This window comes from Mesorhizobium sp. WSM3868 (assembly GCF_002294785.1).
Taxonomy (GTDB): domain Bacteria; phylum Pseudomonadota; class Alphaproteobacteria; order Rhizobiales; family Rhizobiaceae; genus Mesorhizobium.
Genome location: NZ_NSGB01000010.1, coordinates 34,156 through 52,287, shown reverse-complemented (window position 1 = coordinate 52,287; position 18,132 = coordinate 34,156). Strand labels below are relative to the sequence as shown.

At 65.5% G+C, this 18,132-nt stretch carries 8 protein-coding genes; all 8 read right to left on the bottom strand.

The genetic code is table 11. The annotated features are described in order from the left end of the window. Positions 1–51 precede the first annotated feature (51 nt). Positions 52–810 carry a heme ABC transporter permease gene (locus CK221_RS17250; protein ID WP_067000549.1) on the bottom strand — a complete coding sequence of 253 codons (759 nt, stop codon included), beginning with the start codon at positions 808–810 and terminating at the stop codon, positions 52–54. A 196-nt stretch (positions 811–1,006) separates the two neighbouring features. Next, positions 1,007–2,776 carry a glucan ABC transporter ATP-binding protein/ permease gene (locus tag CK221_RS17245; RefSeq protein ID WP_067000546.1) on the bottom strand — a complete coding sequence of 590 codons (1,770 nt, stop codon included), beginning with the start codon at positions 2,774–2,776 and terminating at the stop codon, positions 1,007–1,009. A gap of 377 nt (positions 2,777–3,153) precedes the next feature. Beyond that, the gene (locus tag CK221_RS17240; RefSeq protein WP_095778590.1) at positions 3,154–11,733 is read right to left on the bottom strand and encodes a glucoamylase family protein; all 8,580 of its coding nucleotides are present in this window, start codon (positions 11,731–11,733) and stop codon (positions 3,154–3,156) included. Between the two features lie 270 nt (positions 11,734–12,003). Further along, the gene (locus CK221_RS17235; RefSeq protein WP_095778589.1) at positions 12,004–12,591 is read right to left on the bottom strand and encodes a HutD family protein; all 588 of its coding nucleotides are present in this window, start codon (positions 12,589–12,591) and stop codon (positions 12,004–12,006) included. A gap of 4 nt (positions 12,592–12,595) precedes the next feature. Beyond that, a complete protein-coding gene (hutU, locus tag CK221_RS17230) occupies positions 12,596–14,266 on the bottom strand; it encodes a urocanate hydratase (protein WP_095778588.1) in 1,671 nt (556 codons plus the stop codon). Positions 14,267–14,303: 37 nt separating this feature from the next. Beyond that, positions 14,304–15,119 (bottom strand): N-formylglutamate deformylase, encoded by an 816-nt coding sequence (hutG, locus tag CK221_RS17225; RefSeq protein ID WP_095778587.1) that lies wholly within the window; start codon positions 15,117–15,119, stop codon positions 14,304–14,306. Between the two features lie 220 nt (positions 15,120–15,339). Further along, entirely contained in the window at positions 15,340–16,875 is a 1,536-nt protein-coding gene (gene hutH / locus CK221_RS17215; RefSeq protein ID WP_095778585.1) for a histidine ammonia-lyase, read from the bottom strand. Continuing rightward, complete coding sequence (gene hutI, locus CK221_RS17210; RefSeq protein ID WP_179295158.1) at positions 16,872–18,101, bottom strand: imidazolonepropionase; 1,230 nt, start codon at positions 18,099–18,101, stop codon at positions 16,872–16,874. The genes hutH and hutI overlap by 4 nt, the downstream gene beginning before the upstream one ends. Between the last annotated feature and the right edge of the window lie 31 nt (positions 18,102–18,132).

The following is an 18,132-nucleotide window of genomic DNA, read 5'->3' as shown; positions in this document are numbered from 1 at the left end:
GGACAGAGGGGGGCGAGAAGGAACGCGACAGACCGCTATTGATCCGAAAATCTACTGCCGCTCAGCCTGCCGAGCCGCAACCCTGCGCATCGCGATCACGCGGCGCCTGAAAATCTCCGTGCGGATCGCCATCAGGTGCAGCGCAAAGAACAGCACGGTGAAGCCAAGCGCCATCACGGCGAGCGGCCACAGCATCGAAGGGTCGATGGTCGGGCCGCCGAGGCGGAAGACCGAGGCCGGCTGGTGCAGCGTGTTCCACCAGTCGACCGAGAATTTGATGATCGGGATGTTGATGAAGCCGACCAGCGTGATGATGGCGGCGGCCCAGGCGGCGCGGCCGGCGTCGTCCAGCGCGCGGGTCAGCGCGATGATGCCAAGATACATAAGGAAAAGCACGAAGACCGAGGTCAGCCGAGCGTCCCACACCCACCAGGTGCCCCACATCGGCTTGCCCCAGATGGAGCCGGTGATCAGCGCGAGCGCGGTGAAGGTGGCGCCGATCGGAGCCGCCGCCTTCAGCGCCACGTCAGCCAGCGGATGGCGCCAGACCAGCGTGCCGAGCGCCGAGATCGCCATGATGGTGTAGCACATCATCGCAAGCCAGGCGAAAGGCACGTGGATGTACATGATGCGCACCGTGATGCCCTGCTGGAAATCCTCCGGCGCGGTGAAGCTCATATAGAGGCCGACGCCGAGCAGTATCGCCGCGGTCGCCGCGAGCCACGGAATAACCTTGTCGGCCAGCCCGACGAAGCGCGTCGGGTTGGCGAGATCGATCCAGCCGGCGAGGCGTGAGGTGGTGTCGCTCATGCCGATCTAAATAGACCGGCGATGCATCAGGGGCAATCGGACGGTTGTCGCACTCTCTCCTTCTCCCCTTGTGAGAGAAGGTGGATCGGCGCGCGAGCGCCGAGACGGATAGGGTGCGCGACGGAGTGAGACGCTGGTCTTCCTGGACAGTTCATCTGTCGCCTGCGGCGACACCTTGTCCCACAGGGAAGAAAGCTTACGCCGCTTCCGTCACCGGACGGCTGAGGCGACGGACCTCCTCGTCGTTGAGCAGGCCGCCGGCGCGCAGCAGGGCTGCGAAGCGGCCGTTGCGCAGCGACAGCTCGGTGAAGCCGCCGTATTCGACCACCTTGCCCTTGTCCATGAAGACGACCAAGTCGGCGTCGCGCACGGTGGTCAGGCGGTGGGCGATGATGAAGGTCGTGCGGTTGCGGCGCAGTTCGTCGATCGCTTCCTTGACTCGGTCCTCGGTCTCGACGTCGAGGGCGCTGGTCGCCTCGTCGAGCACCAGGATCGGCGCATCCTTCAGCACGGCGCGGGCGATGGCGATGCGCTGGCGCTCGCCGCCCGAGAGCTGGCCGCCGCGCTCGCCGACGACGGTATCGTAGCCGCTGCTCTTGGCCAGGATGAAGTCCTGTGCGGCGGCGGCATTGGCGGCGGCGTGCACCTCGTCATTGCTCGCATCGGCGCGGCCGACCCGGATGTTATCCTCAATCGAGCGGTTGAGCAGGCCGGCGTCCTGGAAGACGGTGGCGATCGAGTGGCGCAACGACTTGCGGGTCACCGTGCGGGTGTCGATGCCGTCGATCAGGATGCGGCCGCTGGACGGCGTGAAGACGCGCTGCAGCAGGTTGATGAGCGTCGTCTTGCCGGCGCCGGTCGGGCCGACGATGGCGACGGTCTTGCCGGCCGGCACCTCGAAGGAGACATTCTCGATACCATGGCCCGAATTCGCGAACTCGAAGCTGACGTCCTCGAAGCGCACACGGCCGGTGACGTTGGTCAACTCGCGCAGGCCGTCCGGCTCGGCGGTTTCGGCGGCCGAGTCCTCGAGGCGATAGAAATCCTCGAGCTTGGCGCGCGCCTCGGAAATCTGCGTCGTGAAGGCCGACATCTGGTCGAGACGGGCAATCAGCATTCCGGCAAAGCCGGTGAAGGCGACGACGTCTCCGACACGGAGCTGGCCACGGGTGACGAGATAAGCCCCAATCGAGAGCACGATCATCATCGAGATGGTCGACGACAGGCGGTTCAGCGCATTGGCGATGGCCCACCAGTCGAGCACCGGGTTCTGCGCGTCGAGCAGGTCCTTGACGTAGCGCTTCAGCGTCGCGGTCTCATGGCCGATGCGGTTATAGCTCTGCAGCACGGCGACGTTGCTGACGCTGTCGGTCACATGGGCGAAGACGGTGTGGTAGTGGCGCTCGACGGCGGTCTGCCCCGACTTGGTACGGCGCATGACGATACGGCCGATTCCGACGTAGAGCACGCCGAGGCCAAGCAGCACGATGGACATGCGGATGTCCATGGAAAGCGCGGTCGGCACCAGCAGCACCAGCGCAATGGCCGTCGAGAGATGCACGCGCATGAATTCGAGCCACAGGCTGAACAGGGTCTCGACGGCGCGCAGCAGCGTGTGCAGCGAATTGGACGTGCCGCGCTGGTGGTGCCAGGCGAGCGGCATGGTGATGACGCGCTCGAAGGACTGGCACAGCACTTCCGAACGCCGGGCATGGGCGAAGCGGTCGGCGCCGCGCGACACCAGCACGAAAGCTATGACATTGAAGACACCGAGAGCAGCCCAGACGGCGAGCGTCGAAAACACCGGACCTTTTTCGGAAATGGCGCCGATCACCCGGCCCAAAAGGATCGGCTCGAGAATAGCGATCGCGGCAAGCGCGACGTTGGCGCCGCAGATCAGCGCGACGCGCTTCTTGTCCGCAGCCAGATAACTCAGCGCTCTAAAGTAGATCTGCAGAAGTGACACTTCAGCTACTCCGCCAAACTCTTGTCCGTGCTCAATGTCGGTATTGTGCGCCGCACCATTTTTTGACACGTACCGGTTAATGTGTCGCGAAACAATGCGTCGTCTATCCCTTCCGTTCCCATTTAGCGAACAAAAGATGACGACGGTGCGAAATCTGACGTGATCACCTAACGGTTTGAGATAAAAGGTGAAATGTCAGCCTTGCGGCAAAACAATGGCACCTGCCCAGCGCTGCCACATTTTTAATCACTTGGCGCTTGCTTAGCCGTGCCTGAAGCAGCGTGGGCGCACGCTGCCCGGCTCATTGGCCAAAGTAAAACGCCAAGCTCGGCCGCGCATCCCGAGAGATGCGCGGCCTGCAAGGCAAGTCGTTGATCCTACGCAGGTATCTTGACGACGACGTCGGTCATCTCGCCGGCCTTCGGTTCGAAAGACCATGATTTGGTCTTCGAACCATTGACTTCAAGCGCGATCGACTTGGTCTTTTTGTCGCGGATGACGCGAACCTTGATTTCGCCGCCGAACATCTTGAGTGTGGCGGCGTAGCCGTCCCAATGGCCGGGCAGCTTCGGCCTAAACGTGATCTGCTTGCCGCGCCGCTCGATGCCGAGGATTCCTTCCACCGCGGCCCGGTAGAGCCAGCCGGCCGACCCCGTGTACCAGGTCCAGCCGCCGCGGCCGCCTTTTCCTTCGCCGGCGTAGATGTCCGCCGCCACGACGTAAGGCTCGACGCGGTAATGCTCGGCCGCCGCCTCGTCCGAGGCGTGGTTGACCGGGTTCAGCATCGAGAAGCAGCGATAAGCCTCGTCGGTGCGTCCCATCTCGGCCAGCGCGATGACGAACCAGGTGGCGGCATGGGTGTACTGGCCGCCGTTCTCGCGCACGCCCGGCGGGTAGCTCTTGATATAGCCGGGATCCTTGTCGCTGTTCGAGAAGGGCGGCGTGAACAGCTTGACGATCTTGTGCTTGTCGTCGACGAGCATCTTCGTCGCCTGCTCCATGGCCGTGGTCGAGCGGGCAGGATCCCCCTCGCCCGACAGCACGCTCCAGGACTGGGCGATGGAGTCGATCTTGCACTCGTCCGAATTGCGGGAGCCGAGCGGGCTGCCGTCGTCGAAGCTGCCGCGCCGGTACCACTGGCCGTCCCAGGCCGTGCTCTCCAGCGCCCGCTTCAGCAGGTCCGCGTGCTTCGTCCAGGCCTGCGCCCGCTTGCCATCGCTCTGTCCCTTGGCGATGGGGGCGAAGTCACCCAGCGTCTTCAGCAGGAACCAGCCTAGCCAGACGCTTTCGCCCTTGCCGCCCTCGCCGACACGGTTCATGCCGTCGTTCCAGTCGCCGCCGAGGATCAGCGGCAGGCCGGCCGGGCTGCTGCGCTTGATCGCCAGATCGAGCGCCCGCGCGCAGTGCTCGTAAAGCGAGGCTGTGGTCTTGGTGATCTCGGGCGTGAAGAAGGCGTCGTGCTCGCCCTCGCCAAGCTCCTGCCCGTCGATGAACGGTATCTGCTCCTTGAGGATGGCGGCATCGCCCGTCACCTCGATGTAGCGGGCCGTCGCGTGCGCCAGCCACACGACATCGTCCGAGATCATGGTGCGCACGCCGGCATCGGTGCGGGGCAGCCACCAGTGCTGCACGTCGCCCTCCTGGAACTGCCGGCGGGCGGCGTTGAGAATCTGGTCGCGCGCCAGCTTCGGATCATGCGCCAGCAAGGCCAGAGTATCCTGCAACTGGTCGCGGAAGCCGAAGGCGCCGCTCGCCTGGTAGAAGGCCGACCGCGCGCGGATGCGGCAGGCCAGGCTCTGGTAGGGCAGCCAGTGGTTGACCATGGCGTTGAGCGCCTTGTCCGGCGTTTCGACCTGAATGGTGTCGAGGAAGCCGCGCCAGACGCGCTCATTGTCGGCCAGACGCCGGTCGAAATCCTTGTCCCTGTGGGTCTGGACCAGGGCGCTCGCCTCGGCGGCCGTGGCGGCGTCGCCAAGCAGCCAGAACAGCGTCACGTCGCCGCCGGCCGGGATGTCGATGTCGCTGGCGATCACCGCGCACGGATCGTCGCCTGCCTCGACGCGGCCGGACAAAGCAACTCCGCCAAGCACGGCCTGCGGATATTCGGTCGTGCCGTGCCTGCCGACGAACTCGCCGCGGTCGGCGGTCACCGAATGAACAGGCGCCGTCGCGGCGAGGAAAGCCACCCGCTCGCCGAAGTCGAGCCCGTAGGGGTTCTGCGCCAGCATGGCGCCCGTCGCGGCGTCCCTGGTCGGCACGATGGTTGCCGCCGTGCGCGAGCGATGGCCGCCGAGCACCCACTCGGCATAGGCATAGACGCGCAGCCTTGCCGGCGCGGGGCCGGCATTCTGGATGCGCAGCCGGGTGATCTTCACCGGATCCACCGGGTCGACGACCTGCGTCAGATCCATCGACAGCGGCCCGCGCTTCGAGCGGAAGGTCGAGAACCCCTGCCCGTGCCAGGTCTCGTAGGTCATCGAGGGATCGCGCACCACCGCGGCCATCGGCGAGAACGCCTTGCCGCTCAACTGGTCGTAGATATAGAAGCCCTCGCCCGGCCGGTTCGACACCGGGTCGTTCGACCACGGCGTCAGCTGGTAGTCGCGGCTGTTCCGGCTCCAGGTGAAGCCGGCGCCCTCGGCCGAGACGTGGAAGCCGAAGGAAGCGTTGGAGATGACATTGATCCAGGGCTGCGGCGTCACACGACGGCCGGTCAGCCGCGTCACATAGTGGCGACCGTCGCCATCGAAGCCGCCAAAGCCGTTCCAGAGGCCGAGGCCGGTGCCGTCGGCGGCAATATCGGCTCCCCCCTCGCTTGCCCGCGTCGGCTCCGGCAAAGGCAGCGACGGCTGGCGAGCCGGAACGCCTTCCGCCTGCTGCAACGCGTCGCGGGCCTGCAATGCCGCCGTCTCGGCCCGCTCGAGCTGGTCGAAGATGGTGCCGTTGCGGGTGTGGAGCGCGACACGCGCGACCGACAGCAGGGTCTTGTAGGTCGGCTCGTCCATCAGGTCGCGGCGCACGGCGAAGATGTGCTGACGCGGGCCAAGCTCGCGACCACGCAGGCGGCTGTTCTCGCACAGCGTCTCCACGGCGCGCTGCAGGTCCTGCACGTAGGAGGATGCCTGCTCGTTGACGACGACGAAGTCGATCATCATGCCGCGGGCGCGCATATATTCCTGGAAGCGCAGCGCCTGGGCGACGATCTCGAGATCGGCGACGTCGCCGATGCGCACCAGGAAGATGGGAAAATCGCCGGAGATGCTGGTCGGCCAGAGGCTCGATTGGCGGCCGAGGCCCGAGGCGATGGAGTCGGCGGGCAGACGCAGGAACGGATCGGGATAGATCAGGTAACGCGCCAGCTTCTGCACATTGGCGGCATCGGTCAGGCTGAGGCCGAGATGGCGCGTCTGCACCTGGCTGCGCGTCCAGGCGAGCATCGCCTGGCGGGCGAAGCTCTCCTGATGGTCGAGGCGGCCGATCGCCTCGTCGAGCTCGCCCCGGTTGGCGCCGACGACGGTCCAGAAGGTCAGCGAGATCTTCTTGTTGGCCGGCACGCGCACCTGGCGGCGAAGTGCCGCGACCGGGTCGAGCGTGAAGCCGTGGCTGCCGGAGAGCCGGGCGCCGGGATCGAAGGCGGCAGCGTCGGCGATGGTGCGGCCGCGGCCGATGAAGGCGCGGCGATCGGTTTCGGCCTCGGCGTCGCGCGAGGGACCCGACGGATCGGTTACGAAATGCACCACGGTTAGGTCGGGCTCGTTCTTTTCGCGCTTGCGCCTGGTGGCGAAGATCGCGCCGTTGTTAGCGGAGATCTCGGTCTCGACGAACATCTTCGAGAAGGCCGGATGGGCGTTGTCGGAGGCTTCGTTGCCCAGCACCAGCTCGGCAAAGGACGTCACCTCGATGTGCCGGTCGGTGGGGCCGTCATTGTAAAGCGTGACGCGCCGGCCTTCGCCATTGCCTTCGGAAATGACGATGCACTCGACCTCCGAACGCAGCGAGCCGATCGATTTGGTGAAGCTTGCCTTGTCGTCGGCAAACAGCGTCTGCACGCGCTCGCCCTCGGCGCGCTTCGGCTCGGCGGTGGCCGACCACCAGTCGCCGGTGGCGGTGTCGCGCAAGAAGATATAGGAGCCGAGGCGGTCTTCGCTCGGGTCCGGCTGCCAACGGGTGACGGCAAGCTCGCCGAAGCGGCTGTAGCCGGAGCCGGTGGCGGTGACCATGACCGAGTAACGGCCATTCGACATGACGTTGGTCGCGCGCAGCGCCTTGATCGGGTCAAGGATGATGCGGCTGTCCGGGCTCTCGGTCTCGGTCTCGTCCTTGGAGCGCTCGTCGGCCTCGGTCCTGACGGTAGCGGTCGGGATGTCGCGCGGCGCCTTCTCCTGCAAGAGGAGTTCGGCCGATTCTATCACCGGATCGCTGTGGAAGCGTTCGCGCAGCCGACCCTCGAAGATGGCGTCCGCCACGGCGGCGATCGACATGCCCGAATGGTGGGCCATGTAGTTCTGGACGACCGCGTGGTCGGTACCTTCCGGCACGCGCTGCGGCGTGAAATCGACCGCATCGTAAAAGCCGTGCCGGCCGAGCGCGCCGATCGCGCGCAGCCGCATCAGGTTCTGCACCGCCTCACGCGGATTGAACTGCGCCGCCAGGATAGTGGCGTAAGGCGCGATCACGGTGTTCTGGCCGAGACCACGCTTCAGGCCGAGGCCGGGCACGCCGAAGTTGGTGTACTGGTAGGTGAGCTCGCGGTCGCGGGCATTGTAGGCCGCTTCCGAGATGCCCCAGGGCACGTTCTTCGAGCGCGCATACTGGATCTGGCGCTTGATGATGAGCTTGCTGGTCTGGTTGAGGATCGAGCCCTGCGGCTCCTTCATCACCAGCGGCGGCATCAGGTACTCGAACATCGAGCCCGACCAGGACATCAGCGCGCCCTTGAAACCGATCTCGACAATCGGCCTGCCGAGCCGGAACCAGTGCTCGGTCGGCAAGTCGCCCTTGGCGATGCCGAACAGGCTGGTCAGCCGCGCCTCGGAGGCGAGCAAGTCGTAGCAGCTCTCGTCGAGCTGGTGCTCCTCGACGCGATAGCCGATCGACAGGAGCTTGCGCTCCTGCCGCATCAGGAAGGAGAAATCCATCTCGAAGGCGTAGCGGCGGCAGCGCCCGCGCAGCGCGAGCAGCTTGGTGCGGAGCGCCGAGACCGCGCTTTCGTCATTGTGCGAATCGTGCACATGCGCCTCGCAGGTCGCCTCCAGCCTGGCCGCCCAGTCGGCGATGACGTCGCTCTTGGGCGACGCCGCCTCGACGTGAATGGCGGTCGCAAGCTTGCGGATCTCGCCGGCCAGCACCGCGAGATTGATCGTGCGGATCGAGGCCATCTCGGGCTGCGCCTTGATGGTCATCACTGCCCGGCGCATGCCGTCGAGGCGGTCGGCAAGACGCTGGCGCAGCGGCCGCAGTTGGCGGCGGTCGTCGGGCAGTTCCTCCAGGCTCTCGTCGAGGATGGTGACGGTATCGAGGATGCCCTCGAAATCGCCCTGCAGGTGGACGGAAGGCGCCTCGGCCCATTCGGCACAGGCCGCAGCCACGGCGACCAGATGGCCGGCGAGATTGCCGCTGTCGACCGCCGAGATATAGAGCGGATAAAGCGGCTTCAGCGTCGTCGTGTCGTACCAATTGTAGAGATGCCCGCGATCGCGCGGCATGTTCTCGATGGTCGTCATCGTGGCGTCGATGCGGGTGATGGCATCCGACAGGCTGATCCAGCCGAAGTCGCGCGCCGACACCACCGAGAGCAGGTAGACGCCGATGTTGGTCGGCGAGGTACGCGGCGCCACCACCGGCGCCGGGCTTTCCTGGAAATTGTCGGGCGGCAGATGGTGATGCTCGGCCGTCACGAAGGTCTCGAAATAATGCCAGGTGCGACGCGCCACGGTGCGCAGCGCATGGATGTCGGCGGCGGAAATGCGCAGCCTGTCCTCGGTCTCGGCCGAGCGGCTGATCCAGCAGGCGACGGCTGGCGAGCCGATCCAGAAAATCGCGAAGAAGAAGGCGACGAACGCGCCGGTGGAATCGGCCAGCACCGGAACGGCAAGGCCGACAACGCCGATGATCACGGCGCCATACATCATGCTGTAATAAGCGCCGAGATCGCTGCCGCCGGTCTTGTGCGCCTGCGAGGCGGTGCGCCACTCCAGAAGGTTCTGGCGGCTGACGAAGAGCCGGTAAAGAGTGCGGACGATGGCATCGCCCATCATCCAGGCGAGGTGCGCCATCAAAAGCACCTTCAGCGCCACCAGCGCGGTGCCGAACACAGTGTCGCGCGCCAGCGCCGAGAAATGGCCGCGCGGCGTCTGGTCGCCGCTCTTCGGCAGGATGCCGTTGACGATGTCGAAAGTCGGGGCCATGAACAGGCTGAGGATCATCAGCGCCTGCCACTGCGCGGCCTGCGTGAACGGCAGCAGCGTCCAGCCGGCGATACAGGCCATCACCCAGAAGATCGGGGTCACCGAGCGGCGGAGGTTATCGACCATCTTCCAGCGCGACAGTGCCGGAACGCCAGAGCGCGGATCGAACATGAAGCCGAGCAATTGCCAGTCGCCGCGCGCCCAGCGGTGGTGGCGTGAGGCGTCGACCGAGTAGCGGGTCGGATAGTCCTCGACCAACTCGACATCGGTGACGAGCGCGGCGCGCGCCAGGGCGCCTTCGAGCAAATCGTGGCTGAGGATGGTGTTTTCCTCGATGCGGCCCTTCAGCGCCGTTTCGAAGGCGTCGATATGGTAGAGGCCCTTGCCGGTGAAAGTTCCGTCGCCGAAGACGTCCTGATAGACGTCGGACACGGCAAAGACGTACGGGTCGAGACCGCGATTGGCCGAGAAGACGCGCTGGAAGAAGGAGGCATCGTCGCCGCTGGTGAGCGAGGCGGTGATGCGCGGCTGCAGGATGGTGTAGCCGGCTGTGACGACGCGCTTTGCCGGATCGAAATGCGGACGGTTGAGCGGATGCGCGAGCTTGCCGACAAGGCTCGAGACGGCGTCGCGGGTGGTGCGCGTATCGGCGTCGAGCGTCATCACATAGGTGACTTTGTCCGGCAGCGGCACATCGAGCGGCAGGAAGGTGGTATCGCTGTCGCCGCGCAGCAGAAGGTTGAGCTCGTGCAGCTTGCCGCGCTTGCGTTCCCAGCCCATCCAGCAGCCCTGGGCCTGATTGTAGAGCCGGCGGCGATGCAGAAGATAGAAGCGCGGAGCACCTTCCGACGGGTAGCGGGCGTTCAGCCTGGCGATCTCGTCGCGGGCATATTGCAGGATCTCGATGTCGGCTGCGTCGATTTCGGTTTTGGAATCCGGCCAGTCGGACAAAAGCGCGAAATGGATCTCTTCTGCCGTGTTGGCGAGATGATGCACCTCGATGTTGCGGATGTTTTCCTCGACGTCGTCGCGCGACCCGATGAGCGAAGGCACGACGACCAGCGTGCGCGCTGAGGTGGGGATGCCGTGCTTGTAGTCATAGCCGACTAGCCGCGTCGGCTTGAGGAAGAGCGCCACGACGGTGTTGAAGAAGGCCAACGCGCCTTCGCTCGCCGGCACCGCGAACAAAGCCAGCATCAGCGTGATCGCCCCCGCCGAGAGGCCGAGATTGGCAAGCGCGTTGCCGGACAGCACAAGCAGGAGCACCGTCAGCAGGAAGACCGGCACGACGATGCCGAGCCAGCCGGTGGCGGCAAAGGCGCGCTTGAAAGTCACATAGAAGGGAGCCCGGTAGCCGATCGCCTGTTCCAGCTCCGGCCGACGCGGTCCGACCAGGAAGAAGCCGACATCGGTATGCACGGAGGGGTCGGCAGTTTCCGGCACGCCGGACGCATCGGTGACCCCAGGCATGTGGCCTGCAAGCTCGATCGCCGTTTCGGCGACGCGGAATTCGGAAAGGTCGGAGCGGCGCGCAAGCTGCTCGATCGCGGTGCGATACTGATCGCGCGAGAAGAAATCGAGCGCGGCGAAATCGGTCTTCTCGCGCAGCAGCGTGTCGATGCGGCTGACGCCCTCGAACCAGACCGTCCAGTCGACGTCGTTGATGAGGCGCAGGCCGCGGATGATGTTGCCGGTGGTGACGTTGCCGCTGGACAGCGTCTGATGCTCGGAGATGATGATCTCCTCGGCGTCGGAGCCGGTCTTCTCGAGCTCGCCCTCCAGCCATTCCAGCGCGCGGCCGGCGTTCTGCGAACCGTCACGCAGGCGATAAAGGAGCTGGGTGGCGAAAGTGGTATCCTGCGCATGCGCGGCGTAGCTCGACAGGATCCTGGTCCGGTCGGCATTGTCGTCGGTCGCCAACACCCGGTCGGCGACCTCGTTGGCGATCTGGCGCATCTCTCTGGTACGGTTGACGCGCACTGCGATGCGTCGGAGGTTTTCGATCAGCACGAACCGCAGCAGCGACGGCAGCGCCCAGAGCTCGCCGATCTTCAGCGGCTCGACCGATTGAAAGCCCTCGACGATGGCCTTGAACATGGTCGCCGAGACGGCGCTGTCGGAATGCTCGACATAGCTCCAGGCGACGACGAAGGCGCGCGGCAACGCCGTGCCGCCCGCAAGCTTGAGCGTCGGCAACTGGCGGTAGAAACGGCGCGGCAGATCGCGCTTGACCTGAAATATGGTCTCTTCGACCAGGTAGTTGTTGTCGAGCAGCCATTGCGCCGCGGGCGTGATCGTCTCGCCCTTGGCCTGGGCGGCGTTGGTCGAACGGTAGACTTCGAGAATCTTCTTGGCGCTGTCGCGGATGCGGGCCTGGAATTCGAACGGCGAAAGCCCGAACAGGTCCCTGACATCGCCCTTGGCGAGTGCTGCGCCCAGCGCGCGCAGCCGGTCTTCCGGCAGGAAATTGGAGCGTATCGGCGCTTCCGTGACGGTCGGGAAGCCGGCACTAGTTTGTTCGATCTTGGCGGGATTCGTCTGGATGTTCATTGATTATTCCGTAAGGCGGGGCGCGATGCGGCGTCACCGCCACGGCAATGGCCCTAAAACCGGTTCAAATGCAATCTGTTGCATGGCAGGTTCGGCCGAAAGTTTGTTTGCGCTCCATGACAGGGGCGTCCCCTTTCGACAACTCAAGGGCGAACGCCCCTCGCTTCCCGCCCCGGGTCCGATCAGGGAAAGGATTCAGGCTTTTTCGTGATACATGCAAGGGGCCAGGCGATATTTCGCCCGCGCCGCGATCATGTTTGGCAACAGCCGTTAACCATTGGCGGCGGTGACGCGCAGGCGGATCACAAAAATCAGCTCATGCCCTTCAGGCTGGAGGCGCAGTTTCTGGCTCTGCTGATCGAGGACGAGCGCATCAAGCGGTCTGAGGCTGGCAGCGGTGTCCGTGAGGACTGTGACGCCACCGCCAACCGGCAAGATAATCGTCGTGCCGTCGGTCGACCTTATCTCGACTTCACCCGAAACAGGCAAGCGCTCGACCGTATGGCTGATGCAGCCGCGGCGGCTCATGACGTTGAGATCGGTGATCGGGCCGCCCATCAACGTGGCGCGGGTCGGCACGTCGCCGGGAAAAGGAAGCGGCGCCGAGGCTGGCGTCAGCCGCGCCGGCGGTCGAGCGGCGATGTCGAGCATAATGCCGTCGCCTTCCAGCACCGACAGCGTGCGGTCGATGCCGGCGAAGCTGGAGAATGGCCCGCTGGTCTCGACGCGCGCCATGGAGATGCGCCAGTCGAAATCCTCGAGACCGGCGCCATCAGGCGAGACGGCGATCTCGGTGGTCGTGCCGCCGCCGTTCTTCCACGGCATAACGCGATAGCCGGCGGCACGAAGGATGCGCATCGCCTCAACCCAGTATGCCCGGCAGGTTGAGCTGGTGCTCCTTCGCGCACTCGATGGCGATGTCGTAACCGGCATCGGCGTGACGCATGACGCCGGTCGCCGGGTCGTTCCACAGCACGCGCTCCAGGCGCCTGGCCGCGTCAGGCGTTCCGTCGGCGACGATCACCATGCCGGCATGCTGCGAGAAGCCCATGCCGACGCCGCCGCCGTGATGCAGCGAGACCCAGGTGGCACCGGACGCGGTGTTGAGCAGCGCGTTGAGCAGCGGCCAGTCGGAAATGGCGTCGGAGCCATCCTTCATCGCCTCAGTCTCGCGGTTCGGCGAGGCGACCGAGCCGGAATCGAGATGGTCGCGGCCAATGACGACCGGCGCCTTGAGCTCGCCCTTGGCCACCATTTCGTTGAAGGCGAGCCCCAATCGATGGCGGTCGCCAAGCCCGACCCAGCAGATGCGCGCCGGCAGGCCCTGGAAGGAGATGCGCTCGCGCGCCATGTCGAGCCAATTGTGCAGATGCGTGTTGCCGGGGGTGAGTTCGCGCACCTTGGCGTCGGTCTTGTAGATATCTTCCGGATCGCCCGAGAGCGCAGCCCAGCGAAACGGGCCGATGCCGCGGCAGAACAGCGGACGGATGTAAGCCGGCACGAAGCCGGGGAAGGCGAAGGCATTTTCGAAACCCTCGTCCTTGGCGACCTGGCGGATGTTGTTGCCGTAGTCGAGGGTCGGCACGCCGGCGTTCCAGAACGCCACCATCGCCTCGACGTGCTCGCGCATCGACGCGCGCGCCGCCTTCTCCACTGCCTTCGGATCGCTGACGCGCTTCTCGCGCCATTCGGCCATGGTCCAGCCCTTGGGCAGATAGCCGTTGATCGGGTCATGCGCCGAGGTCTGGTCGGTGAGGATATCGGGGCGGATGCCCCGCCTGAACATTTCCGGGACAATCTCGGCGGCATTGCCGAGCAGGCCGACGGACTTCGCCTCGCCGGCCTTGGTCCAGCGCTCGATCATTTCCATCGCCTCGTCGAGCGTTTCGGCCTTCTCGTCGACGTAGCGAGTGCGCAAGCGGAAGTCGATCGAGTCCGGATTGCATTCGATGGCGAGGCAGGAGGCGCCGGCCATGACAGCGGCCAGAGGCTGGGCGCCGCCCATGCCGCCGAGGCCGGCGGTCAGGATCCACTTGCCCTTGAGATTGCCGCCATAGTGCTGGCGGCCGGCCTCGACGAAGGTCTCGTAGGTGCCCTGAACGATGCCTTGCGTGCCGATATAGATCCAGGAACCGGCCGTCATCTGGCCGTACATCATCAGGCCCTTCCTATCGAGGTCGTTGAATTTTTCCCAGGTCGCCCAGTGCGGCACGATGTTGGAATTGGCGATCAAGACGCGCGGCGCGTCCTTGTGGGTGCGGAAGACGCCGACCGGCTTGCCCGACTGCACCAAGAGCGTCTCGTCCTCGCCGAGCGTCTTCAGTGACGCGGCGATGCGGTCGAAATCGTTCCAGGTGCGCGCCGCCCGGCCGATGCCGCCATAGACCACGAGCTCGTTCGGGTTCTCGGCGACCTCCGGATCGAGATTGTTCATCAGCATGCGCAGCGGCGCCTCGGTCGTCCAATAGCGGGCGTTGAGCTTATCGCCGCGCGGCGCGCGGACTTCACGGATGTTGTGGCGAGGGTCGGTCATGTCGGCAGTTCCCTTTCGATCAGGTGCGGCGGGAGCGTCAGCGCGCGGCCCAGGCAATCGCGGTTTCGAGAATGGTTTTCAGCGTGGCGCGGATCGGCGCCGCGTAGGTTGGGTCGTAAGGCACCGGCCAGTTGTCTGGCGCGCCCTTTTCCGACGGCTCGCGCATATAGCCGCGGTTCGAGAGCTCCATCTGCAGCGCATGGACGCCGCTCTGCGGCCGGCCGAAACTTCTGGTGATCCAGCCGCCCTTGAAGCGCCCATTGACTACCCAGGACTGGCTGCTCGCCGCGAGGATGGCGGCTACCTTTTCCTGCAGCGATGGTTCGGTGCTCTTGCCGTCATTGGTGCCGAGATTGAACACCGGCAACGTGCCTTCGAACAGGCGCGGCAGCACCGAGCGAATCGAATGGCAGTCATAGAGCACGATCTTGTCGTGCATGCCGCGCAGACGGTCGATCTCGGCCTGCAGGGCGGCATGGTAAGGCGCGAAGTAAGTCTCGCGGCGCCCGTCGATCTCGGACGGCGTCGGCTCCTCGCCCATGCGGTAGAGCGGATCACCATCAAACGTGTCGGTGGGGCATAGGGTGGTCGTCGCCTGCCCAGGATAGAGCGAGACGCCGGAAGGATCGCGGTTGACGTCGATGACGGTGCGCGAGATGGCGGTGTGGACGACTGTGGCGCCAAGATCGTTCGCGAAGTCGTACAGCTTGTCGATCCACCAGTCGCAGTCGCGGCGGCCGAGCCAGGTCGAGACCAGCCGGCTGTCGAGGCCCGCAAGATCTATGCCGGTGTGCGGGATCGAGACCAGCAGCGGCGCCGTACCGCGTGTGATGGTGAGCCAGGGCGTGGTCATTGGAGCGCTCCAAGGGTTGGAGCTCTACGGCGCCCCCCTCTGTCCTGCCGGACATCTCCCCCACGAGGGGGGAGATCAGATATCACGCCGGCTTTCGCCAATCGTCCACGTTGCAAGAAGGAGCGGGGCGCCAAAGTTGCCAATCTCCCCCCTTGTGGGGGAGATGTCCGGCAGGACGGAGGGGGGCGTGAAGAATCGCGACCTATCAGAGCATTCAATCTCATGACGCAATCCCCGGCAGCGCCACCGCACCCGCCGCCTTAACCGCGGCGCCGCTGCGGACCAGGGCGATCGCCTTTTCCATGTCGGGGTGGAAATGCCGGTCGTTGTCGAGATGCGGCACCTCGGCTCGGACCAGCTTGCGCACCGTTTCCAGCGCTTCGCTCGAAGCGAGCGGGGCATGGAAATCGCAGCCTTGCGCGGCTGCCAACAGCTCGATGCCGATGACGGCCGTTGCATTCTCGATCATGCCGAGCAGCCGGCGCGCGCCGTGACCAGCCATCGAGACATGGTCTTCCTGGTTGGCCGAGGTCGGGATGGAATCGACGCTCGCCGGATAAGCCTTCTGCTTGTTTTCCGAAACGAGCGCCGCCGCCGTCACCTGGGGGATCATGAAACCGGAATTGAGGCCAGGCTTCGGCGTCAGAAATGCTGGCATGCCGGAGAGCGCCGGATCGACCAGCATGGCGATGCGCCGCTCCGACAGCGAGCCGATCTCGCAGACCGCAAGCGCGATCATGTCGGCGGCAAAGGCCACCGGCTCGGCGTGAAAATTGCCGCCCGAGAGCGCGGTGTCGTCCTCGGCGAAGATCAGCGGGTTGTCGGTGACGCCGTTGGCTTCGGTCTCGAGCGTGTCGGCCGCCTTGCGCAGGACGTCGAGCGCGGCGCCCATCACCTGCGGCTGGCAGCGCAGGCAGTATGGATCCTGCACGCGCTCGTCGCCAACGCGGTGCGATTCACGAATGGCGCTGCCGGCCATCAGATTGCGCAACGCGTCCGCGGTCTCGATCTGGCCGCGATGCTTGCGCAACAGATGAATGCGCGGGTCGAAAGGCGCGTCGGAGCCGCGGGCAGCATCGGTCGACAGGGCGCCGGCGACCAGCGCCGACTGGTAGAGCGTCTCGGCTTCGAACAGGCCGGCGAGCGCGAAGGCGGTCGAGAACTGGGTGCCGTTGAGCAGCGCCAGGCCCTCCTTGGCAACGAGCGTGACCGGTTCCAGCCCATGCGAGACGAAGGCGACCTTGGCCGGGAAGCGACCATGCGGGGTAAAACATTCACCGACGCCGATCATGACCGCCGTCATATGCGCGAGCGGCGCGAGGTCGCCCGAGGCGCCGACCGAACCTTGCGCCGGCACCACCGGAATGACGTCGTTGGCGAGCATCCCCTGGAGCAGGTCGATGGTCTCGGCGCGCACGCCGGAAGCGCCCTGGGCGAGGCTCGCCAGCTTCAACGCCATCATCAGCCGCACCACGGGGGCCGGCATCGGTTCGCCGACGCCCGCGGCGTGGGAAAGCACGATGTTGCGTTGCAGCGTTTCAAGATCGTTTGCCGGAATGCGAACGCTGGCGAGCTTACCGAAGCCGGTGTTGATGCCGTAGACCGGCTCGCCTTTGGCGATGATGCGGGCAACGGCTTCGGCGCTGGCCTTGATCTTCGGCTGGCAGGCATCGTCGAGCTTCGGCACGGCGCCGCGATAGATGGCGCGCCAGTCGGCAAGCGTCGCGCTGCCGGGCTTCAGGATCAGTTCGGTCATTGTCCTCTCCAGATGCGGGCATGGAGCGGGTTGAAGCCCATGCGGTAGACAAGTTCGGCCGGACGCTCGATATTCCAGACGGCAAGGTCGGCCGATTTGCCGGCTTCCAGCGTGCCGATCCTGTCGAGAAGCCCCAGCGCACGCGCGGCCTCGCGGGTGACGCCGGCGAGGCATTCGTCGACGGTCAGGCCAAAGAGCGTCGCGGCCATGTTCATGGTGAGCAGCAGCGAGGTGAGCGGCGAGGTACCGGGATTGGAGTCGGTGGCGACCGCCATCTTCACGCCCTGCCGGCGGAACAGCTCGACCGGCGGCCTCTTGGTCTCGCGGATGAAATAGTAGGCGCCGGGCAGGATGGTCGCGACGGTGCCGGACCCGGCCATCGCCGCGGCGCCCTCCTCATCGGTGTATTCCAGGTGATCAGCCGACAGCGCGCCACAGCGCGCGGCAAGCGCCGCGCCATGCAGGTTGGAGAGTTGGTCGGCGTGAAGCTTCACCGGCAGGCCGAGCGCTTTCGCCTTATCGAAGACGCGCGCGATCTGTTCCGGTGAGAAGGCAATGCCCTCGCAAAAACCGTCGACGGCGTCCGCGAGCTTTTCGGCGGCGACCGCCGGGAGGATCGTGCCGGCGACGAGATCGATGAAAGCGTCCTTGTCGCCCCTGGCTTCGGGCGGCAGCGCATGGGCGGCGAGACAGGTCGTAAGGATCGTAATTGGACGCTCACTGGCCAGACGGCGGGCAGCGCGCAGCGACTTTTTTTCATTGTCGGCATCGAGGCCGTAGCCGGACTTGACCTCGACGGTCGTCACGCCCTCGGCCATCAGCGCGTCGAGGCGGGGCAGCGTCTGGGAGACGAGCTCGTCTTCGCTCGCGGCGCGCAGCGACTTGACCGAGGAGACAATGCCACCCCCTGCCCTCGCCACCTCCTCATACGTGGCGCCGGCCAAGCGCATCTCGAATTCGTTGGCGCGGTTGCCTGCATAGACAAGGTGGGTGTGGCAATCGATCAGGCCGGGGGTGATCCAGCGGCCCTGGCAATCGACCGTTTCGGCGCCCTGCCCGGCGGCTGCCGGCAGGTCGGCCTCCGATCCGGCATAGACGATCAGCCCGTCGCGCGCGGCGATCGCACCTTTCTCGACGATGCCGAGACCGGCAGCACCCTCGGCCATAGTCGCCAGGCGCGCATTGCGCCACAGACGAAGGCCGCTCTTTCCGTTTGCTCCACCCATCATCTTTTCCATTTGAAAGGATGACGATTAT